The following is a 20,658-nucleotide window of genomic DNA, read 5'->3' as shown; positions in this document are numbered from 1 at the left end:
TGTAGGAGTGAGCCTGCTCGCGATGAGGCCGTCAAAGCACACCTCAAACCTCCAACTTGACCTCGCGCCCAAACCGCTCCCGATACACCGACGGCGGCACGCCGACCACACTGCGAAAGGCCACCCGAAAAGTTTCCACCGATCGATAACCACACCCCATGGCGATCTGCTCGGTGTTCTGATTCGTGCTCTCCAGTAATTCCCGCGCACGCCCCAGGCGCTCATGCTGCAGCCAGGCTTTGGGGGGCAGGCCGGTGGCTTCAGTGAACCGCCGCAAGAACGTTCGTTCGCTCATGGCCGCCTCACTGGCCATATCGCGCACCTCCAGTGGTTGATGCAAGCGTTCCCGAGACCATTGCATGACGCGGGACAGGTCGCTGCGCGGCGTAGGACTGACCGGTGAAGGAATGAATTGCGCCTGCCCGCCGGTGCGTTGTGGCGACATGACCAGGCGACGTGCCACCGAATTGGCGACCAGGGTGCCGAAATCCCGGGCCACCAGGTGCAGGCAGGCATCGATGCCGGCAGCGCTGCCGGCTGAGGTGATCAACTGACCCGAGTCGACGTACAGCACCTGCGCATCGACCAGGATGTTGGGAAATCGCTCCGCCAGTTCAGTGGTGTAGCGCCAATGCGTCGTGGCGCGGTGACCATCGAGCAATCCGGTCGCCGCCAGCACGAAAACCCCAGAGCATATCGACAGCAACCGCGCACCCCGCGCATGGGCTCGACGCAGGCCGTTGAGCAAGGCTTCAGGCACGGGGGCACTGCGGTCGCGCCAGCCGGGGATGATGATGGTCCGGGCCTCTTCAAGCAGTTCCATGCCGCCATCCGCCAGCACCTGAATGCCGCCCATGGCGCGCATCGGGCCTTGATCGACCGCGACAATCCGGTGCCCGTACCAGGGGAATTCGAACTCGGGTCGGTCCAGGCCGAAGATCTCCACGGCGATGCCGAATTCGAAGGTGCAGAGGCCGTCATAGGCCAGAATCGCGACCAATCCAGGGGTTCGTTGCATTTGGCGGAAAGTTCCCGGTGAGTGTCTTGTGCGCCACTTTAGCCTCAAGCATCAGGCCGATAAAGTGGTCTCACACCCAAAAACACTCTGGAGTACAGCCCATGACCAGTCTTGTCCGTGAGATTCCTGCCGCGCCCTCGGCCATTGCCCTGATGCATTTCAGCAACCGTCTGACCTTCGAAACCGATTGTTCCGACGTCTTCAGCAGCCAACAGGCAGGCGATGTGGATTTTGTCCTGGTGGACGTACGAGGCCCGATGGCGTTTGACCGGGGTCATGTGCCGGGCGCGATTAACATCCCGGGGCGGCTGCTGACCGCTGACGCGTTGGCGGCCTGGCCGAAATCGACCCTGTTCGTTGTCTATTGCGCCGGCCCCCACTGCAATGGCGCGAACAAGGCGGCGGTGAAACTGGCGGCGCTGGATTATCCGGTCAAGGAGATGATCGGCGGGGTGACCGGTTGGCTGGATGAGGGGTTTGAGTTGAGTGGAGCAGTGCAACGTTCCGTCAATACGGTGATTGGCTGCGAATGTTGAAGTAACCGAAAAGATCGCCCCTTCAAACGCAAGCCTCCCACCACGCATCCAGCGTCACCTGCAGCCAAGCAAAAACCTTTGCGTACGCCGCGCTGTCCGGCTGCCCTCGTGGCAGCGGTGATTCCTCGGCGAAGAATTCATTGAGCGTCGCCACCGATTCGGCGTTCCACTCGGGATGAAACTGCAGTCCCACCCGGGTCGGCCCGACGCTGTACATCTGCTGTTCACAGCGATCACTGCGAGCAAGGCATTGCGCCTGCGGCGGCAGGTTGATTGCGTCTTCGTGCCACTCCAGCATGCTCAATGCCTGGCCATCAGTGAATGTGACAGTGGTCCAGCCCGTTTCCGGGCTGTCCATCCGCCGGATGTTCCCGCCAAGACCCAACGCCAGCAGCTGCGCCCCCAGGCAGATGGCGAACACCGGAGCCCCGCGCTCCAGAATGCCTGCCAGCCACTGACGTTCGGCTTCCAGCCAAGCCGGCCCGGCGTTCGATTCGTAAGGCCCGCCCAGCAGGACGACTGGCTCAGCGCTCATCGGCGGCAACTCGCCCAGATAAGCGCGAAAGACCGTCAGCGACAACCCACGAGCCTGCGCCCAATGAGCAATCGCACCGGGGCCTTCAGCACTGTGGTGTTGAATCACATTCAACGTCGTCTTCTCGCTGTTCATGCCTGCCACCTTTTTATAAGTATTTGTCGCCTAAACACAATTTGCTGCTCTGCAGCCGCTCTAGACTGCCGGCCACTTCGGTCGCCGCCTATAACGCTGACGCCCGAAAGCTACCAATCGAACGCTGCCAATAAAAGCCTCCGCATACAGGAGTTATAAATGAAGAAGCTAGTGATGTTCGGTGCTCTGGCACTGTCGATGCTGTCCCTGACCGCTGTGGCTGATGACGCCAAGCCGATCCGTATCGGGATCGAAGCCGGTTACCCGCCATTCTCGATGAAAACCCCTGACGGCAAGCTCACCGGTTTCGACGTGGACATCGGCGATGCTCTGTGCGAGCAGATGAAAGTGAAATGTACCTGGGTCGAACAAGAGTTCGATGGCTTGATCCCGGCGCTGAAGGTCAAGAAAATCGACGCCATCCTGTCGTCCATGACCATCACTGACGACCGCAAGAAAAACGTTGATTTCACCATCAAGTACTACCACACACCCGCGCGATTCGTGATGAAGGAAGGCGCTGACGTCAAGGACCCGCTGACCGAACTCAAAGGCAAGAAAGTTGGCGTGTTGCGTGCCAGTACCCACGACCGCTTCGCCACTGAAGTGCTGCAACCGGCCGGTATCATCCTGGTTCGTTACAGCTCCCAGCAGGAAGCCAACCTTGATATGGTTTCCGGTCGCCTCGACGCCATGCTGGCCGATTCGGTCAACCTCGACGACGGTTTCCTGAAAACCGACGCCGGCAAGGGCTTCGCATTTGTCGGACCGACCTATGAAGACGCCAAGTACTTCGGTGGCGGCGCCGGTATCGCTGTGCGCAAGGGTGACACAGCGCTGGCGGACAAATTCAACACCGCCATCACTGAGATCCGTGCCAACGGCAAGTACAAGCAAGTGCAGGACAAGTACTTCAATTTTGACGTTTACGGCGAGTAAACGATTCGTTTAAAAAATGGCAACCGCTGACAGGGTTGCCATTTTTTTTTCATTTGAGATGAGAAACCTGTGGGAGCAAGGCTTGCCCGCGAAGGCATCGTGTCAGGCGCCATTCATATTGAGTGAACCGACGCCTTCGCAGGCAAGCCTTGCTCCCACAGGTGATTTCAGCGCCACTTTTACGGGAGCTCCCCCATGCAACGCATCGACCATCCACTGCCCTGGAGCCACCTGGGGACCGAGCGCACCCTCAGCGTGTTCCGTTACGGCGCGGGCACTCGCAAGGTCTACATCCAGGCCAGCCTGCACGCTGATGAGTTACCGGGCATGCGCACCGCCTGGGAACTGAAAAAACGCCTGGCTGAACTCGAAGCCCAAGGGCAGCTGCAGGGTGTGATCGAACTGGTGCCGGTGGCCAATCCGATCGGGCTCGATCAGCACCTGCAAGGCAGTCACATGGGCCGCTTCGAGCTGGGCAGCGGCAAGAACTTCAACCGCTCGTTCGTCGAGCTCAGTGCACCGGTGGCCACGTTGATTGGTGATCGCCTGGGCGACGATGCACTTGCTAACATCACGCTGATTCGCCAGGCCATGGGCCAGGTACTCGACACCTTGCCGGCACCCGCCTCGCAATTGGAGGCCATGCACCGATTGCTACTGCGCCATGCCTGTGACGCCGACATCACGCTGGATCTGCACTGCGACTTCGACGCAGCGATTCATCTCTATGCGTTGCCGCAACACTGGCCACAGTGGAAGTCGATGGCCGCGCGCCTGAAGGCCGGTGTCGCGTTGCTCTGCGAGGATTCCGGTGGCAGCTCGTTCGATGAATCCTGTTCATCGCCGTGGCTGCGCCTGGCGCGGGCCTTTCCCGACGCGGCCATTCCCCCGGCCAACCTGGCGACGACGCTGGAGCTGGGCAGCATGGGCGATACCCGAGTCGATCAGGCCCAGGCCAATGCCGAGGCGATTCTCGGGTTCCTCGCCGAGCAGGGTTTCATCAAGGGAGACTGGGCGCCGACGCCGGATGAATGCTGTGAGGGCATGCCATTCGAAGGCACCGAGTACCTGTTTGCGCCGCATCACGGGGTCGTCAGCTTCCTGCGCGAGGCCGGCGAATGGGTGGAGCAGGGGGATGCCTTGTTCGAAGTGGTCGATCCGTTGAATGACCGGGTGACCACGGTACGCGCCGGGACCAGCGGGGTGTTGTTTGCCATAGATCGTGGACGCTATACCCAGCCGGGCACGTGGCAGGCGAAGGTGGCAGGGCGCGACCCGATTCGGGTAGGGAAGCTCATCAACGATTGATGAACTGACCTGTTGGTGCCCTGTAGGAGCCGTGTAGGAGCTGTGTAGGAGCTGTCGAGTGAAACGAGGCTGCGATCTTTTGATTTTGCTTTTTTTAAAGACAAGATCAAAAGATCGCAGCCTCGTTTCTCTCGACAGCTCCTACAAGTGGGCGTCGTTTTTGTTAGGCTCAACCTCGAATCCTGCACATGTGAAGGAAGGCTTATGTTGAAGTTTCTCGCTCTGCTGACGCTCCTGGCGTCGGCCGCTGTCCACGCTCAAACCCCGCTGCAAACCGACCTGCCGCTCAAATACCTGGAGCAGACCCTGCCCGATTCCCGTGATAAGCCGCTGGTGATTTTCCTTCACGGTTATGGCAGCAACGAGCAAGACCTGTTCGGTATCAAGGACGAGTTGCCTGCCACCTACACCTACCTGTCGGTACGGGCGCCGATCGTGATGGAAGAGGGCAGTTATCAGTGGTTTCGCCAGAAAGGCAAAGGCGCCTACAACGGCGAGACGGATGACCTGAAAAGCAGCGGCCAGGTGTTGCTGGATTTCATCGCGCAAGCCGCGAAGAAATACCACACGCAACCGAACAAGGTGTACCTGGTGGGTTTCAGTCAGGGCGCGATCATGTCCTACGAAGTGGCGTTGCGGCATCCCGAGGCCGTCGGCGGCATCGCAGCCTTGAGCGGGCGAATTTTGCCGGTGCTCAAGTCCGAATTGAAACCGGATGAAAAACGCCAGAACCTGGGGATTTTCATTGGTCATGGCACCGCCGACACGCGCCTGCCGTTCAAGGACGGCACCGACGCCAACAGCCTGTTGCAAAGCCTGTCCCTCAAACCTGAGTTTCATGCCTACGAAGGCGTGGGTCACTCCATCAGTGCCGGGGAGATGCAGGACCTCAGCGCCTGGTTGCAGCGCCTCAATCCCTGAGTGTTACTTGCCGCTGACCATCTGCTTGATCAACGTTTCATGGGCGGCCATATCGCCGGGACGGGAAATGACCTGAACCAAGGCCAAGTGGCTGCCTGATGCTGCCATCAGCGTGGTGTTGAGGGTCTGGCCGCCACCGCGTGTGGCGGTACTGTCGATCTGGCGCAGCCCTAGCCCGGTCTTTTTCAGCGTCAGGCTTTTTTCGCTCAACTTGTTGTAGTCAGGCAGTGCTTTGCGCTGTGCCGCGTCGAAGTCGGCCGCCGTGCCGTCGAGAAACTCGCCATCGTTGTCCTTGACCTTGACGCCCTCGGGCAAGCTGTTTTCAGCCGTGATGATCACGGTTTTGGTGGTCTCGTTGGAGTACATGGTGCCGCTTGCGCCAGTAGAGCTGGCGGGCAGCGGGTTGGCGATGAAACCCTTAGGCAGGGTGAAGGTAAACTTGCCGCCCAGCATGGAGACTTTCTGGCTGGGCGCCGTGTCTTTAGCCGTGGCCTTGGCCGCTTGCGCATTCAAAGCCCCGAGGCTGGCAACCGCCATCAGCAACAGGACAACGGCTTTCTTACTCAACAGTGACATTCAAAATCTCCAGGGATGGTCGCGCAATGCGGGCGATCATCCCATGGAGGCCATGAGGCATTCCAGCGCGGGGTAACGGGCGGTAGTGCCCCTGGTGCTGTGAGTCAGTCCGCCTGGTTCTGTGGGAACCGATTGCGACGGGCGGGCTTGTTGCGCTAACTGTTCGATTTAACCGAACGTGTTGACGGCAGACTCGCAGGTTTTGCCAGCAAGCGTTTAGTCACCCCCAGCATCAACACCGAGACCGCCACGCTCACAGCAAAAGCGCTCAATCCCATGCGGGGTAGGGTCAATGCCAGTACCAGGCAAAAGGCGGCGAACGAGTACATGCCCGTTGCGGTGGCTCGTAGCAACGCGGCAGTAAATGCGGGCCCGCGGGTTTGCTGGGAGAACACCGCCATTACGCTGCCCAGCACCGGGAACACCGCCAGCAGTCCACTCCAGCGTTCGCCCACGGTGCTGGCCAGCAAGGTAACCGCCAGGGTCAGCAAGGCACCGGCGACCATGCGCAGCAGCAATTTGTCGGACTTTGGCGCAGGCCCGGACACGATGGGCTGCACCGCAGGAAACAGGTAAGGCGCTGCCAACAGCGCGGTGGCGGCGGCGATGACCGAGAACACCAGGGACGCAGGGATCAGCGACAGCACTGCGGCCACCAAGGCCCACACCAGCAATGAAATCACCAAGGCCCACGGCCAGCCCTTGCGTTGTGCTACCTGGGCGTAGGTGACGCAAAAGGCGATCATCGCAAACATGGCGGACAACGCCGCTGTCGCTGACTGGGCGGCAAACACCTCACCCTGTTCGATGGCGAGGAAGAACAGAATCGGTCCGACCACCACTGGCAATCCCGATAGCCACCCGGCCACGCTCGGTCCCCAGCGTTTACCCGCCAGGGAAATCAGTAGCAGAAATCCCGGGATCACCAGCAATTTAAGCAAGAGCACGCACGCACCTCCGAACCAAGTGAGCGCCAACGTTAGCATCGTCGGGGATGGATTGCGCTATGGTTTGCCTGTTTTTGTATACAAAAACATCGACGTGGAAAATTGTACAAATTGTCTTGTTGCGTATAAGTTTTTAACAGGCCCCCCGAAGAATCGAAACCCCCATGAACAACCTGCGATCCGCCTTATGCCACTGCGTATGGATGTTGATGTTGCTGGGGTCTCAAGCCATGGCCAGTTGGCAGGAAGCGGTGCCCGGTGCGCGGATCATTGGCGCCGGAGAGTTCAGTGTCTTTGGTTTCGATGTCTACAACGCCCGACTCTGGAGCGCAGCGCAGCCGTTATCCGATGACCAGCCCTTCGCGCTGGAGTTGATCTATCAACGCAAGATTTCCCGAGACGATCTGGTGCAAGCCAGCGTCGATGAAATCAAGCGCCTGTCCGGTTCGGCGGTGAGCAGCGAGCAACTCGCCGGCTGGCAGGCGCAGATGCAACGGTCGTTTGTCGATGTGCAGCCCGGAACCCGTATTACCGGGGTGTATGTGCCGGGGCAGGGCGCGCGGTTTTTTGTGGGCCAGCAATTGCAGCATGAAGTGCAAGACCCGCAATTCGCTCGCGCCTTCTTCAACATCTGGTTGGACCCGCGCACCCGGAATCCTGAATTGCGCCAGCAATTATTGGGTCGATAGAGGCGAGTGTTTTCACCGCAGTGAGCGAAACGTTTAAGCTGCCTCCTCTGACCTGTTGACGGATGACTGCGTGAAATTCAGTTTGCCCAAAATCGCCACTGCACCCTTCTGCCCGCCGGAAGTGGCGGGCAGCGTGGCCGTCGATCCCCGCGCCTCATTCTTCAAACGTGTGCTGCGTTTCGCCGGTCCCGGCTTGCTGGTTTCAATCGGCTACATGGACCCGGGCAACTGGGCGACGGCCATCGAAGCGGGTTCGCGGTTTGGCTACAGCCTGTTGTTCGTGGTGCTGCTGGCGAGTCTGGCGGGGATGGTGGTGCAGTGCCTGTGCTCACGCCTGGGCATTGCCACCGGGCGCGATCTGGCACAGCTGTGCCGGGAGCGCTACAGCACCCGCACGGCGCGGACCCAGTGGGTGCTGGCGGAAATTTCAATCATCGCCACCGACCTCGCTGAAGTGCTTGGCTGTGCGCTGGCGTTTCACTTGCTACTGGGCTGTTCGCTGACGGTCGGCATTGCCCTGACGGCCTTCGACACGCTGTTGGTGCTGGCCTTGCAGAACCGTGGCTTCCGTCGGCTGGAGGCGATCATGCTGGTGCTGGTGAGCACCATCGGTGTGTGTTTCTTCGTGGAGCTGTTGCTGATCAAGCCTTACTGGCCTGAGGTCTTCCAGGGTTTTACGCCGTCATTGTCCGCCATCAGCGACGCCGCACCCTTGTACCTGGCCATCGGGATCCTCGGGGCGACGGTGATGCCGCATAACCTGTATCTGCACACTTCGATCGTGCAAACCCGGATGATCGGCAAGGACCTGGCCAGCAAGCAGGACGCGGTGAAGCTGGCGCGTATCGATACCATCGGTTCCCTGGCGCTGGCATTGATGGTCAATGCCGCCATCTTGATTCTCGCGGCGGCGGCGTTTCACAAGACCGGGCATTCCGATGTGGTGGACATTCAGGACGCTTATCACTTGCTTGATCCGTTGGTCGGTGGGGCGCTGGCCAGCGTTTTGTTTGGCGTGGCCTTGCTGGCCTCGGGGCAGAGCTCGACCTTCACCGGCACCATCGCCGGGCAAGTGATCATGGAGGGTTACCTGAACCTGAGAATTCCGTGCTGGCAACGACGGTTGATCACCCGGGGGCTGGCGCTGATCCCGGCCTTCATCGGCGTCTGGCTAATGGGGGATGATGCGATTGGCAAGCTATTGGTGTTGAGTCAGGTGGTGTTGAGCCTGCAATTACCGTTTGCGCTGTATCCGTTGATCCGCATGACCAATGATCATCGGTTGATGGGACCCTTCGTCAATCGACTGCCGACGCGGGTATTGGCGTGGGGGTTGTTCGGGGTGATCAGTGGGGCGAATAGCTGGTTGATCTTTCAGTTTGTGGTGTGAGCCGTGTAAAGAACCCGGTGTTTCTGAAGTGGACGCTGACTCATTGTGGCGAGGGAGCTTGCTCCCGCTGGGTTGCGAAGCGACCCCAAAAGTCCAGGCAGTTGTCGAGGATTTTTGGGAGCGCTACGCACTCCAGCGGGAGCAAGCTCCCTCGCCACAAAAGCTCGCAGGCCAATGCAGTGCCACCGGGGGTGTTACCAGGCTGCAGCGGTTCTTCGTGGGCCCCCGTGCAGCCTGTTGAACGCTTTAAGCCCGTTCGATCGCCAGCGCAACGCCCTGACCACCACCAATGCACAGGGTGGCGAGGCCTTTCTTGGCGTCGCGTTTGATCATTTCATGCAGCAAGGTCACCAAAACACGGCAACCTGATGCACCAATCGGGTGACCCAGTGCGATAGCGCCGCCGTTCACGTTGACCTTGTTCAAATCCCATTTCAGCTCTTTCGCAACGGCCAGGGATTGCGCCGCGAATGCTTCGTTGGCTTCGATCAGGTCCAGTTGGTCGATGGACCAGCCGGCCTTGTCCAGGCAACGGCGAGTGGCCGATACCGGGCCGATGCCCATGATGGCCGGGTCAACACCCGCATTGGCGTAAGCGGCGATCTTTGCCAGCACGGGCAAACCCAGGGCCTTGGCTTTTTCGGCGCTCATCAGGATCACGGCGGCGGCACCGTCATTGAGCGACGACGCGTTGCCAGCGGTCACCGAACCGTCTTTCTTGAAGGCCGGCTTGAGTTTGCCCAGCCCTTGAGCGGTGGTGTCGCCGCGAGGTTGTTCATCAATGGCAAAGGACAGCGGATCGCCCTTGCGCTGAGGAATCAGGATGGGCGTGATTTCATCGACGAAACGTCCGCCTTCGATAGCGGCCGCAGCTTTTTGCTGTGAGGCCGCGGCGAAGGCGTCCTGCTGCTCGCGGGTCAGTTCGTATTTGTCGGCCACGTTCTCGGCGGTGATGCCCATGTGGTAATCGTTGAACGCATCCCACAGGCCGTCGCTGATCATGGTGTCGACGATTTGCGCGTGCCCCATGCGCAGACCGGTGCGGGCACCGGGCATGACGTAGTTGGACAGGCTCATGTTTTCCTGGCCGCCGGCGATGATAACATTGGCGTCGCCGCAGCGAATGGCCTGGGTCGCCAGGTGCAGAGCCTTGAGGCCAGAGCCGCAGACCTTGTTCAGGGTCATGGCGGGTACGGTGAAGGGCAGGCCGGCCTTGATCGCCGATTGACGCGCAGGGTTTTGCCCGGCGCCAGCGGTCAACACTTGACCCATGATCACTTCATCGACTTCAGCAGCGTCGAGCCCGGTTTGTGCCAGCAACTGACGGATCACCGCAGCGCCCAGGTCAACGGCGGAGACACTGGCCAGGGAACCCTGGAAGCTGCCGATGGCGGTACGGGTGGCGGCAACGATGACGACTTCTTGCATGGGATGAATCCTCACTGAGCAGCGAACTGCATTTCTGGAACGTGATCAGGCACGATCAGCTTGCCTGCAGTCTTGGCGATAATTTCTTCGACACTGACGCCCGGCGCACGTTCTTTAAGAATGAAGGCGCCGTTTTCGATTTCCAGGTAGGCCAGGTCGGTCAGTACGCGCTTGATGCAGCCGGCGCCGGTCAGGGGCAGGCTGCAGTGGTCCAGCAGCTTGGACTCACCGTCCTTGGACGCGTGGGTCATGATGACGATGATGTTGTCTGCACCGGCGACCAGGTCCATGGCACCGCCCATGCCCTTGACCAGTTTGCCGGGGATCATCCACGAGGCGATGTTGCCTTGCACGTCGACTTCAAAAGCGCCCAGCACGGTCAGGTCGACATGGCCACCGCGGATCATCGCGAAGGATTCGGCCGAGGAAAAAATCGATGCGCCGGTGCGGGCGGTCACGGTTTGCTTGCCGGCGTTGATCATGTCGGCATCGATGGTTTCTTCAGTCGGGAACGGACCCATGCCCAGCAGGCCGTTTTCCGACTGCAGCATGACTTCCATGCCTTCGGGAATGTAGTTGGCGACCAGGGTCGGAATGCCGATGCCCAGGTTCACGTAGAAGCCGTCCTGCATTTCGCGGGCGACGCGTTGAGCCATTTGTTCGCGGGAAAGTGCCATTGTTGTTATTCCTTCATTCGGTCCGGGGGCAGGGGATCACTTACGCACGGTGCGCTGTTCGATGCGCTTTTCGAACGTGCCGCAAATGACCCGGTCGACGTAGATGCCAGGGGTGTGGATCTGCGCCGGGTCCAGCTCGCCGGGTTCGACGATTTCTTCGACTTCGACCACGGTGATCTTGCCGGCAGTGGCGGCCAGCGGGTTGAAGTTCTGAGCGGTGTGGCGGTAGATCACGTTACCGAAGTGGTCGGCTTTCCAGCCTTTGACGATGGCGAAGTCACCGGTGATGGACTCTTCCATCAGGTACTTGCGACCTTTGAATTCGCGTACTTCCTTGCCGTCGGCGACCGGGGTGCCGACGCCGGTGGCGGTGAAGAACGCCGGGATGCCGGCGCCGCCCGCGCGCATTTTTTCGGCAAGGGTGCCTTGGGGGGTGAGGACGACTTCGATTTCGCCTTTCAACAGCTGTTCTTCAAACAGTTTGTTTTCGCCAACGTAGGAGGCGACTACTTTGCTGATCTGACGATCGGTCAGCAGCACGCCGAGACCGAAACCGTCGACGCCGCAGTTGTTGGAAACCACGGTGAGATCGCGAGTGCCCTTGCGCTTGATCTCGTTGATCAGGTTTTCCGGAATTCCGCACAGGCCGAAGCCACCGGCGATCACGGTCATGCCGTCTTCAAGACCTGCCAGAGCTTCCTCGTAGGAACTCACGCGCTTGTCGAAACCTGCCATATGCACCTCTTTTATTCTTTATGGGCGGCTGGCTAGCCGTAGTGGGTCAAGTGTCTCGTCGCTGGATTGATTTGTTAAGTTGTTTTTTAATGTGAATTAATAGATAAAACTCACTAATCCTGTTCTTTATCCTTCGGTGGGTGCACAGCTTGCTCGCGATGGGGGCCTCGAAACCGCCATCGCGAGCAAGCTGTGCTCCTACAGAAAAACTCCCGCGTTAATCACCGGAACCCTTTGCCCATGACCGTCAAACAGATCCGCGCCTTTCTGGCCGTGGCCCAGAGCCTGAGTTTCGCCATGGCCTGCGAGCGATTGCACCTGTCGCAGTCGGCGTTGAGCCTGACCATCAAAGCGCTGGAGGAGGGCTTGGGCGGACGCCTGTTCACCCGTAATACCCGCAACGTTGCCCTGACGGCGGAAGGTGAATCCCTGGTGCCCCTTGCGCGCCGCCTGATCGCCGACTGGGACAACGCCGAGGATGAGCTGCGCCAGCGCTTCACCTTGCAGCGCGGCCGGGTGACGCTGGCGGCGATACCCTCGTTTGCCGGCAACCTACTGCCACCGATCCTCAAGGCGTTTCGCGCTCGTTACCCGAAGGTCAACGTGACGGTGAACGATGTGATCAATGAGCAGGTGCTTGAAATGGTGCGTGATCGACAGGTGGAACTGGGGGTGGCGTTTGAGCCCACCATGAGTACGTCGCTGGCCTTCACACCGCTGTATATGGACCGGTTCGTCGCAGTGGTTTCACAAGATTCACCGTTGGCGGAGCTGGGTGATATCGATTGGCAGACGCTGCTCAAGGAGCCGTTTATCACCTTGCAGCGGCCGTCGGCGGTGCGGGTGATGCTGGAAGAACACCTGCAAGCCCGCGGAATGAAGTTGCCGGTGGAGTTTGAAAGCCACCAGCTGGCGACGGTGGGGCGGATGGTCGCCAGCGGATTGGGGGTGAGCGCGGTGCCAGCGTTGTGTGCCGGGCAGATGCGTGAGCTGGGTGCGCAGTGCCTGACTTTGCACGACCCCGTGGTGGAGCGGGCAGTCGGGGTGTTGACCAAGCCCGGGGTTGAGCTCTCGGCGGCGGCGCAGGCGTTGTTCGACATCCTCAAAGAAGAAAACCTGAGCGCGCACCTCGACCCATGATCGTTCCCACGCTCTGCGTGGGAATGCTCATCGGGACAGGTGTTGTGTCAGGAGGGGGAGTAGCTGCTCGCACGAGGCCTCAATCTTCAAATCGAGGAGGTCATCCGCCCGGGTCTTCCCCAAATTAATCGCAATCAATGGCTTGCCTTGATCCGCCACCGCCCGGCATAACCGAAAGGCCGAATACGCCATCAACGAAGATCCCACCACCAATAAACCCGCAGCCTTTTCAACCGCCGCCATGGCTTTGGCCGCCGTTACCTGCGCAACGTTTTCGCCAAAAAACACCACGTCCGGCTTCATTCGCTCACCCGCGCAAAGCGGGCAATGGGGCACCTGAAAGCGCGCTTCAAAAGCCGGGTCGAGCAGGGTATCGCCATCGGGTGCTTGCACGGCATCGACGCCGGCCAGGTAAGGGTTCTGCGCCACCATCAATTGCTGAATCGAGTCGCGCTCGCTGCGTTGCCCGCAATCGAGGCATAGCACTCGATGCAAGCTGCCGTGGAGTTCGATGACATCGTGACTGCCGGCCTGGTCGTGCAGGGTGTCGACATTCTGGGTGATCAACGCGCTGATCCGCCGGGTACTTTGCAAACTCGCCAAGGCTTCGTGAGCGACGTTGGGTTGTGCCAGTCGCACTCGCGGCCAGCCCAGCATGGCCCGTGCCCAGTAGCGACGACGAGATTCGGGGGCGGAGAGAAACTCCTGATACATCATGGGCTGACGACCACGCCTGACGCCCTGATTGTCACGGTAATCGGGGATGCCCGATGGCGTGCTGATGCCAGCGCCCGTCAGCACGACAAAAGTTTGTTCGGTCATCAACTGCTCGAGTCGGTCGAGTTGTTCACGGATACGGCCATCGAGCATGTTCAACACTCCGCAAGGTCATGAAGGGTTCATTGTAGGAGCTGGCGCAGGCTGCGATCTTTTGATCTGTTTTTTTTACAATCAAGATCAAAAGATCGCAGCCTGCGGCAGCTCCTACAAGGGCCGTGTTTACTTGCGTGCCTCCAGAATCAGGTTGAACGGCGTTTCGGTCGCCCGACAGAAAGTCGAGAAACCGGCCTCGGTAAACACTTTGCGCAACCGCGCCTCGCCCGCCTGCGCACCGAGCCCGAGGCCGACTTCCTGTGACAATGAGTTGGGGGTGCAGATGAAGGTCGACGCGGCGTAGAACAGGCGTCCGACTGGGGTGACGTTGTCGTCGAGCGCATCGTTGGCGAAGGGTTCCACCAGCAGGACCGAACCGTCCGGCTTGAGCGACTCAAAGGCATGCCGCGCCGCGCCCACCGGGTCGCCCATGTCGTGCAGGCAGTCGAAGTAGCAGACGAGGTCGTAGTCGTTGCCCGGGTAGCTTTTCGCTGTTCCCTGGAAGAACCGCGCCTGTGCGGCCACGCCACCTTCTTCGGCGCGCTGGGTCGCCACGGTGACGGAGGGTGCGTGGTAATCGAACCCGACGAACCGTGAGTTCGGAAACGCCTGGGCCATGATCACCGTCGACGCCCCATGCCCGCAGCCGATGTCGGCGACTTTGGCGCCGGCTTCAAGTTTTGCCACCACACCGTCCAGGGCCGGTAGCCACTCGGCGATCAGGTGCGCTTTGTAACCGGGCCGGAAGAACCGTTCTGTGCCGCTGAACATGCACGGATGGTGGTCGCCCCAGGCCAGTGCACCATTGCCGCGCATGGCGTTGATCAGTTTGTCCTTGTCATGGAAAAACGAGGCGACTACGCCGACGCCACCGGCCACGTAGACCGGCGAGTCTTCAATTGCCAGCGCCAGTGCCTGCTCTTCAGGGAGACGGAACTGGCCGTCGCGATGTTCCATGTAGCCGGAGGCGGCGTGGGCACTGAGCCATTCGCGCAGCAGGCGGGTGTTGCAGCCCGTTTTGTCGGCGAGTATTTCCGGGGTGATGGGTTGGCTGTCGGCCATGGCCCGGTACAGGCCGAGTTCCTCGCCGAGAATGACATTGGCGAGCATGGCTGCGCCGCCCATGTCGTTGATCAGTTTGCCCATGAATTCGTTGAGTCTGGCCTCGTCCATCACGTGTGCTCCTTTGGCAGGATCACGGTCCAGAGGTGGTGTTTTCGGGGGTGGCACGTCTGGGCGGTGGTCGTGGGAATGAACAGGACGCACGATGTGTCCTGCGTGGGTTAAGTTTAGTTCGCTGGCCTTGGGGTGTTGGGTGGGGCGACGAAAGTGCTGGGTTGGTGTGGGGGGTGATGACGAGGCGGCCTGTCTTTTTCGGATGTACCCCGATCCCTGTGGGAGCTGGCCTGCCAGCGATGGCGGCCTGACAGCCGACCTGTCTTTTGCGGGTGTACATATCCGTTTCTGCGGTAATGGCCACTGACGGTTTCGCTCTTACAGCGAGTCCCTTTTGACAAACGCCCGGAATGCCGGCCCAGTCAAAAGGAACCAAAAAGGCTCGCCCCAGCGTACGGCACCTCGCTAAAGCTCGGTGTTCCCTCGCTCCGGTGTCCATCTGGGGGCATCGCCTACGGTCTGCTTCGCGACGACCTCCTCTCGATGTGTGCGGCTTCGCCGCACGGCGCTTCGCGCCTGACCCCCAGATGAACACCTCCACTCGGCCTCCCGACGGGGCGGGTGAATCAAAAGCCGGATCAAGATCAAAAGCTTGCAGGCGAGCTAACGCTCGGCCTTGAGTGGTGAAGGTCAACGGCGATGGGTGGTGGTTTGTTTTTGATCTTCTGTAGGAGCATAGCTTGCTCGCGATAGCGGCCGACTGACCGACCTGATTCGTGGGTATGCACCCGATCAAACTGTAGGAGCGAGCCTGCTCGCGATAGCGGCCGATTGACCGACCTGATTCATGGGTATGCACCCGATCAACTGTAGGAGTGAGCCTGCTCGCGATGACGGCAGTACAGACAACCAACCAGTTTGATCCATACCTGATCGCGCATACGCTCCAGTCCAGAGTTTTCATCCGCCCGCTATCAACCCACCCAAACCTCGCACACCTACCCGATCTAAAGGCAAACCTGACCGTCTCTCATGTACTGGAATGTATCCAACCCCCTTCCCGATACAGTTCCGCGCAACACCGGCCCCCAGCCGAACACAGACCCGATACATCCCGATGATTGACTGAACATCCGTTCTGACTACCTCGAGATCGACATCATGCAGACCCCCATTGCCTCAGCAGCAGCGACCGTAGGGCTTGGCTTGCGTCGTGGATTGATGAAGGACCTTCAAGCGGCCCGTGTGGGTGATTTCGATTTTCTGGAGGTTGCTCCGGAGAACTGGATCGGTATCGGCGGCGCCCATGGTGCGGCGTTGCGGGACCTGGCGGAGCGGTATCCGTTGTCCTGCCACGGCTTGTCCCTGTCGTTGGGCGGTCCGGCGCCGCTGGACGTCGGGTTTCTGCAGGAGGTACGAGGTTTTCTTGATCACTACAACGTGCCGCTGTACAGCGAACACCTGAGTTACTGCGGCGATGACGGTCATTTTTATGACCTGTTGCCGCTGCCGTTTACCGAAGAAGCAGTGCACCACGTCGCCGCGCGGATTCGTCAGGCGCAGGACATTCTGGGGCGGCGCCTGGCGGTGGAAAACGTCTCGTATTACGCCGCGCCCCGGCAGGACATGGATGAGGTGACCTTCACCAACGCGGTGCTGCGCGAAGCCGATTGTGACCTCTTGCTGGACGTCAACAATGTGTACGTCAACTCGATCAATCACGGTTTCGATGCACTGGCCTTTCTGGCCGGCATCGATTCGGGGCGGGTGGTGGCGATGCATGTGGCCGGGCATTTTGATGAGTCGGATACGCTGAAAATCGACACCCATGGCGCCTCGGTCAAACCGGTGGTGTGGGCGTTGCTGGCTGAGGCATACGCCCGTTTCGGTGCGCAACCGACCTTGCTCGAACGGGACTTCAACTTCCCGGCGTTCGATGAATTGGTCGCCGAACTGCAGACCATTCGGCGCTTGCAAAGCAGGGAGTTGAACCGTGGATAAATCAGGCCTATTCGAGCAGCAGAACACCTTGGGTCGTTACCTGCGCGATCCCGATCACTGCACGCCGCCGACGGGGATGGATGTCGCGCGGGCTGAGGTTTACCGGGATCTGATTTTCGCGAATCTGTCGTCATTGCTGAGCGGAACGTTTCCGGTGCTGATCAGGATTCTCGGCAATGAACGCTGGCGCACACTGGTCCGTCTGTTTCTGCGCGACCATCGCGCGCGTACGCCCAAATTCGGCGAGATTGCCCAGGAGTTTGTCGGGTTCGTGGCTGACGAACCGCAAGCCTTGAGGGAGGGTAACTGGCCAGCGTTCATGGTCGAACTGGCGCATTACGAATGGGTGGAGATGGCACTGCAGCAGTCCGATGCCGAGCCCTTGCCTGCCAGCAATGCCGGCGAGTTACTGGATCGGCCGTTACGGGTTTCGCCATTGGCCTGGCCGTTGGCGTATGCCTGGCCGGTGCAGCAAGTGGGGCCCGATTACCAGCCCGAAGCGCCGCCCGTGCAGCCAACGTTGTTGCTGGTGCGTCGATCAGCTGATTGGCGTGTGAATTTTTCCGAGCTCAGTCCGTTGGCGTGGCGACTGTTGCAGCGTATCGATGAATTCCCGCAGCTTGCCGGGCGTGCACAGCTGGACGGATTGGCACTGGAAGCCGGCGCGGTTCGATCGGCGCAGTTCAGGGCGGGCGGGTTGGCCTTGCTGCAGCAGATGCACAGTGAAGGTGTGATTGGCGTGGTCGATCGGGTGACTACGCCTGCTCGCGACTGAGGCAATCCGCTCCTACAGCTTGAACACCAACGCCTTCAACCCGCACTCGATGTCCGCATCCGGAAACTCCGGCGGGTTTTCCAGCCGTTGTTCAAAGTGCAGGCTCGGCGCTTCACGCATCACGCCGTCGATGAGGAAGTCCGGACCGAATGCCGGATCGTTCATGCAAGCCAGCACCGTACCCTGTGGGCTGAGCAGTTCCGGCAATCGACGCAGTACGCGCTGATAGTCCTTGGTCAGCAGAAAACTGCCTTTCTGGAAGGACGGCGGGTCGATGATCACCAGGTCGTACGGGCCCTTGCCGATGACCTTGCCCCAGGATTTGAACAGGTCGTGACCGAGGAATGTCACCTTGCTCAGGTCATGCCCGTTGAGCCGGTGATTATCGCGACCACGGCTCAGGGCCGCGCTGGACATGTCCAGATTGACGACGTGTTCGGCGCCACCTTCGATGGCCGCGACCGAGAAGCCGCAGGTGTAGGCGAAGAGGTTCAACACCCGTTTAGCCTGTGCATGGGTTTGCACCCAATCGCGACCGTAGCGCATGTCGAGGAACAGCCCGTTGTTTTGCTTGCGGCCCAGGTCCACGCGATAGCGCAGGCCGCCTTCGGTGATGGTCATTTCCTCAATGGCCTCCCCAAGCAACCATTCGGTAGTGCTTTGCAGCAGGTAGCGATGTTGCAGGAGCAAGGTGTGCGCGCCCGACGCAGTCCACTCCGGACTGTGAGTGAGCGCCAACAGCCTTTGCTTCAAGTCTTCCAGTTGCGCAGGTTCAGGTTCCTTGAACAGCGACACCAGCACCACGCCCTGTAACCAGTCGACGGTCAGTTGCTCCAGCCCCGGCCAGCATCGACCACGGCCATGGAACAGTCGGCGTGTTTCTGCGGGTGCCGAGGCCAGGCCAGTCAACAGATGGTCGTGGAGGAGGGTGAGCGCGTTTGGATTCATCGGGTCAGGTCGGCCATTTGAGGGGGCGGCATTTTAACCACAATTGCACCGCAAGGCGCTGTGCCGGGCGTCGAGAGTTATCACGTTTAATTTAACTTTACGTGAGGATTTGGGGATCTGCCGGCTCACATACTCGGCTCCAACGAATAACAACAACCGTTGGGAGAGCCGCCATGACTAAGCCACCTGCTTCACCCAAGGTCAGCAGCCATCCCCGTTGGTTGCGACTGACCCACTGGCTCAATGCCCTGGCGGTGCTGGTGATGGTCACCAGCGGTTGGCGCATCTACAACGCCTCGCCCCTCTACGATTTCAGTTTCCCCGTCTCGATCACGCTGGGTGGATGGCTGGGCGGTGCCTTGCAATGGCATTTCGCGGCGATGTGGTTCCTGGCCATCAACGGCCTCGTTTACCTGATCATCAATATTGCGAGCGGTCGTCTGTTCCGGCGCTTTTTTCCGCTGTCGCCCAAAGGTCTTGTTCATGACCTGTGGGCTGCGTTGAGAGGGCGTTTGGGGCACGCGGACCTCAGTCATTACAACCAGGTGCAACGGCTGGCGTATCTGTTCGTGATGGTCGACATCACGCTGCTGGTGATCTCCGGGCTGGTGATGTGGAAATCCGTGCAGTTCCCGCTGTTGCGTGAACTCATGGGTGGCTACGACGCCGCGCGCCATGTGCACTTCATCGCGATGTCGCTGCTGATGGCTTTTGTTGCGGTGCATCTGGTGATGGTCGCGCTGGTTCCCAAAACCCTGTTGGCCATGATTGTCGGTCGCAAGGAGCCCGTATGAAAAAGCATCTGCAAGGATCGGGACTGGACGAATCGTCCATCCTCACCGACGCCCGGAAAATCATTGCCCCGCAGATTGAAGACCGCTCCCGTCGTTCGTTTTTGCTGCGCGGCCTGACCCTCGGCGGTGTGGCGATGTTGTCCGGCTGCAACCTGACGGACAACGAAAGCGTTGAGACCGCGCTGTCCTCCATGTCCCGTTTCAACGACCGGGTTCAAGGCTGGTTATTCAACCCCAACGTATTGGCGCCGACGTATCCGGAATCAATGATTACCCGACCGTTTCCGTTCAATGCTTTCTACGGCATCGACGAGGCACCGACGGTCGAGGAAGACAGTTATCGGCTGGAGGTGACAGGGCGTGTCGCCGACAAACGCAGCTGGCGGCTTGAGGAACTGCGCGCCATGGCGCAAACCGAGCAAATCACCCGGCATATCTGTGTCGAAGGCTGGAGCGCAATCGGGCGCTGGGGCGGTGTGCGGTTCAGCGATTTCCTCAAACGCATCGGCGCCGACACCGACGCGAAGTACGTCGGCTTCAAATGCGCCGACGATTACTACACCAGCATCGACATGGCCACCGCACTGCATTCGCAAACCTTGCTGGCGCTGACCTATGACGGCGCGGTACTGCCTCGCGAGTACGGCTTCCCCATGAAGCTGCGCATGCCCACCAAGCTGGGCTACAAGAACCCCAAACACATTCAGGCGATTTTCGTCAGCAATACCTACAGCGGTGGCTACTGGGAAGACCAGGGCTACAACTGGTTCGGTGGAAGCTGAAGTCGCCTGGGCATTTCACCGCGCGGCGACCGCTGCGTTAATCGTAACTGTGCTCCAGGAGTTTCATCATGAAAAAGCTAACCACCGTTGTACTGTCCATGTGCCTCGCCGTAGGGGCTGCCAGCGTTTTTGCTGCCGATACGATGAGTAACGACAGCATGAGCAAGGATTCGATGTCCAAAGATTCGATGTCCAAGGACGCGATGAAAAAAGATTCGATGAAAAATGACGGCATGTCCAAGGACTCCATGAGCAAGGACACGATGAAGAAGGACGGCATGTCCAAGGACGCCATGAAGAAGGATGCAATGTCCAAAGACGCCATGAAAAAGGACGACATGGCCCAGTGATTTAAGTACCCGCCAGCTACAGCACGCCTGATTTTGTCGTCTGGT

The 20,658-nt window shown here is 59.8% G+C and carries 22 protein-coding genes; 12 read left to right on the top strand and 10 right to left on the bottom strand.

Translation table 11 applies throughout. The features are described 5' to 3' along the window. Positions 1-43: 43 nt before the first annotated feature. On the bottom strand, positions 44-1,018 hold the full coding sequence (ftrA, locus tag AC3ZVB_RS24265; RefSeq protein ID WP_490147916.1) for a transcriptional regulator FtrA: 975 nt from the start codon (positions 1,016-1,018) through the stop codon (positions 44-46). 101 nt (positions 1,019-1,119) lie between these two features. On the opposite strand from ftrA, the gene AC3ZVB_RS24260 reads away from it, so the two are divergent. Further along, positions 1,120-1,554: a rhodanese-like domain-containing protein gene (locus tag AC3ZVB_RS24260; protein ID WP_490147915.1), complete on the top strand. Its 435-nt coding sequence runs from the start codon at positions 1,120-1,122 to the stop codon at positions 1,552-1,554. A 22-nt stretch (positions 1,555-1,576) separates the two neighbouring features. On the opposite strand, the gene AC3ZVB_RS24255 is transcribed toward AC3ZVB_RS24260, so the two are convergent. Next, the gene (locus AC3ZVB_RS24255; protein ID WP_490147914.1) at positions 1,577-2,224 is read right to left on the bottom strand and encodes a type 1 glutamine amidotransferase; all 648 of its coding nucleotides are present in this window, start codon (positions 2,222-2,224) and stop codon (positions 1,577-1,579) included. Between the two features lie 159 nt (positions 2,225-2,383). Between AC3ZVB_RS24255 and AC3ZVB_RS24250 the strand changes: the two genes are divergently transcribed. The 3 genes from AC3ZVB_RS24250 (at position 2,384) to AC3ZVB_RS24240 (ending at position 5,392) form a co-directional block, all read left to right on the top strand. Further along, positions 2,384-3,163, top strand: a complete 780-nt coding sequence (locus tag AC3ZVB_RS24250) for an ABC transporter substrate-binding protein (RefSeq protein ID WP_490147913.1) — start codon at positions 2,384-2,386, stop codon at positions 3,161-3,163. Positions 3,164-3,358: 195 nt separating this feature from the next. Beyond that, on the top strand, positions 3,359-4,471 hold the full coding sequence (locus AC3ZVB_RS24245) for a M14 family metallopeptidase (protein WP_490147912.1): 1,113 nt from the start codon (positions 3,359-3,361) through the stop codon (positions 4,469-4,471). A gap of 204 nt (positions 4,472-4,675) precedes the next feature. Continuing rightward, positions 4,676-5,392 carry an alpha/beta hydrolase gene (locus tag AC3ZVB_RS24240; RefSeq protein WP_490147911.1) on the top strand — a complete coding sequence of 239 codons (717 nt, stop codon included), beginning with the start codon at positions 4,676-4,678 and terminating at the stop codon, positions 5,390-5,392. Between the two features lie 3 nt (positions 5,393-5,395). Here the strand turns inward: AC3ZVB_RS24240 and AC3ZVB_RS24235 are convergent, their stop codons facing one another. Next, positions 5,396-5,968: a DcrB/PsbP domain-containing protein gene (locus AC3ZVB_RS24235; RefSeq protein WP_490147910.1), complete on the bottom strand. Its 573-nt coding sequence runs from the start codon at positions 5,966-5,968 to the stop codon at positions 5,396-5,398. A gap of 155 nt (positions 5,969-6,123) precedes the next feature. Further along, entirely contained in the window at positions 6,124-6,915 is a 792-nt protein-coding gene (locus AC3ZVB_RS24230) for a hypothetical protein (protein WP_162440328.1), read from the bottom strand. A 164-nt stretch (positions 6,916-7,079) separates the two neighbouring features. On the opposite strand from AC3ZVB_RS24230, the gene AC3ZVB_RS24225 reads away from it, so the two are divergent. Together AC3ZVB_RS24225 and AC3ZVB_RS24220 are read left to right on the top strand one after the other, a co-directional pair. Continuing rightward, positions 7,080-7,604 carry a chalcone isomerase family protein gene (locus tag AC3ZVB_RS24225; RefSeq protein ID WP_162440329.1) on the top strand — a complete coding sequence of 175 codons (525 nt, stop codon included), beginning with the start codon at positions 7,080-7,082 and terminating at the stop codon, positions 7,602-7,604. Between the two features lie 70 nt (positions 7,605-7,674). Then, a complete protein-coding gene (locus tag AC3ZVB_RS24220) occupies positions 7,675-8,994 on the top strand; it encodes an Nramp family divalent metal transporter (RefSeq protein ID WP_162440330.1) in 1,320 nt (439 codons plus the stop codon). 246 nt (positions 8,995-9,240) lie between these two features. Here the strand turns inward: AC3ZVB_RS24220 and AC3ZVB_RS24215 are convergent, their stop codons facing one another. Genes AC3ZVB_RS24215 through AC3ZVB_RS24205 form a run of 3 tightly spaced genes read right to left on the bottom strand, consistent with a single transcriptional unit; the run spans position 9,241 to position 11,834 of the window. After that, positions 9,241-10,422 carry an acetyl-CoA C-acetyltransferase gene (locus AC3ZVB_RS24215; RefSeq protein ID WP_490147909.1) on the bottom strand — a complete coding sequence of 394 codons (1,182 nt, stop codon included), beginning with the start codon at positions 10,420-10,422 and terminating at the stop codon, positions 9,241-9,243. An 11-nt stretch (positions 10,423-10,433) separates the two neighbouring features. Further along, positions 10,434-11,099, bottom strand: a complete 666-nt coding sequence (locus AC3ZVB_RS24210; RefSeq protein WP_194691957.1) for a CoA transferase subunit B — start codon at positions 11,097-11,099, stop codon at positions 10,434-10,436. 36 nt (positions 11,100-11,135) lie between these two features. Beyond that, entirely contained in the window at positions 11,136-11,834 is a 699-nt protein-coding gene (locus AC3ZVB_RS24205; protein WP_162440333.1) for a CoA transferase subunit A, read from the bottom strand. A gap of 240 nt (positions 11,835-12,074) precedes the next feature. Here AC3ZVB_RS24205 and AC3ZVB_RS24200 point away from each other — a divergent pair, with 240 nt between their 5' ends. Beyond that, positions 12,075-12,974: a LysR family transcriptional regulator gene (locus AC3ZVB_RS24200; protein ID WP_490147908.1), complete on the top strand. Its 900-nt coding sequence runs from the start codon at positions 12,075-12,077 to the stop codon at positions 12,972-12,974. A 27-nt stretch (positions 12,975-13,001) separates the two neighbouring features. Here the strand turns inward: AC3ZVB_RS24200 and AC3ZVB_RS24195 are convergent, their stop codons facing one another. Both AC3ZVB_RS24195 and AC3ZVB_RS24190 read right to left on the bottom strand, forming a co-directional pair. Continuing rightward, the gene (locus tag AC3ZVB_RS24195) at positions 13,002-13,844 is read right to left on the bottom strand and encodes an NAD-dependent protein deacetylase (protein ID WP_194691959.1); all 843 of its coding nucleotides are present in this window, start codon (positions 13,842-13,844) and stop codon (positions 13,002-13,004) included. A 129-nt stretch (positions 13,845-13,973) separates the two neighbouring features. Further along, positions 13,974-15,020: a class I SAM-dependent methyltransferase gene (locus AC3ZVB_RS24190; RefSeq protein ID WP_490147907.1), complete on the bottom strand. Its 1,047-nt coding sequence runs from the start codon at positions 15,018-15,020 to the stop codon at positions 13,974-13,976. Positions 15,021-16,124: 1,104 nt separating this feature from the next. Here AC3ZVB_RS24190 and AC3ZVB_RS24185 point away from each other — a divergent pair. Further along, positions 16,125-16,964, top strand: coding sequence for an HvfB family MNIO-type RiPP peptide maturase (locus AC3ZVB_RS24185; protein ID WP_490147906.1), 840 nt, complete (start codon positions 16,125-16,127; stop codon positions 16,962-16,964). Continuing rightward, positions 16,957-17,739: an HvfC family RiPP maturation protein gene (locus AC3ZVB_RS24180; RefSeq protein WP_490147905.1), complete on the top strand. Its 783-nt coding sequence runs from the start codon at positions 16,957-16,959 to the stop codon at positions 17,737-17,739. Before AC3ZVB_RS24185 ends, AC3ZVB_RS24180 begins: the two co-directional genes overlap by 8 nt. Before the next feature lie 12 nt (positions 17,740-17,751). Here AC3ZVB_RS24180 and AC3ZVB_RS24175 read toward each other — a convergent pair whose 3' ends face one another. Then, a complete protein-coding gene (locus tag AC3ZVB_RS24175) occupies positions 17,752-18,687 on the bottom strand; it encodes a class I SAM-dependent methyltransferase (RefSeq protein ID WP_490147904.1) in 936 nt (311 codons plus the stop codon). Between the two features lie 173 nt (positions 18,688-18,860). Between AC3ZVB_RS24175 and AC3ZVB_RS24170 the strand changes: the two genes are divergently transcribed. The 3 genes from AC3ZVB_RS24170 to AC3ZVB_RS24160 all read left to right on the top strand — a co-directional run bounded on the left by AC3ZVB_RS24170 (position 18,861) and on the right by AC3ZVB_RS24160 (position 20,613). Continuing rightward, positions 18,861-19,481, top strand: a complete 621-nt coding sequence (locus AC3ZVB_RS24170) for a cytochrome b/b6 domain-containing protein (RefSeq protein WP_162439174.1) — start codon at positions 18,861-18,863, stop codon at positions 19,479-19,481. Continuing rightward, complete coding sequence (locus tag AC3ZVB_RS24165) at positions 19,478-20,263, top strand: molybdopterin-dependent oxidoreductase (RefSeq protein ID WP_490147903.1); 786 nt, start codon at positions 19,478-19,480, stop codon at positions 20,261-20,263. Before AC3ZVB_RS24170 ends, AC3ZVB_RS24165 begins: the two co-directional genes overlap by 4 nt. 68 nt (positions 20,264-20,331) lie before the next feature. Then, positions 20,332-20,613, top strand: coding sequence for a pentapeptide MXKDX repeat protein (locus tag AC3ZVB_RS24160; protein WP_490147902.1), 282 nt, complete (start codon positions 20,332-20,334; stop codon positions 20,611-20,613). The last annotated feature ends 45 nt before the right edge of the window (positions 20,614-20,658 follow it).

The organism is Pseudomonas sp. MDV22-iso1 (assembly GCF_058145095.1).
This window is presented reverse-complemented; position numbering and strand designations above follow the sequence as displayed.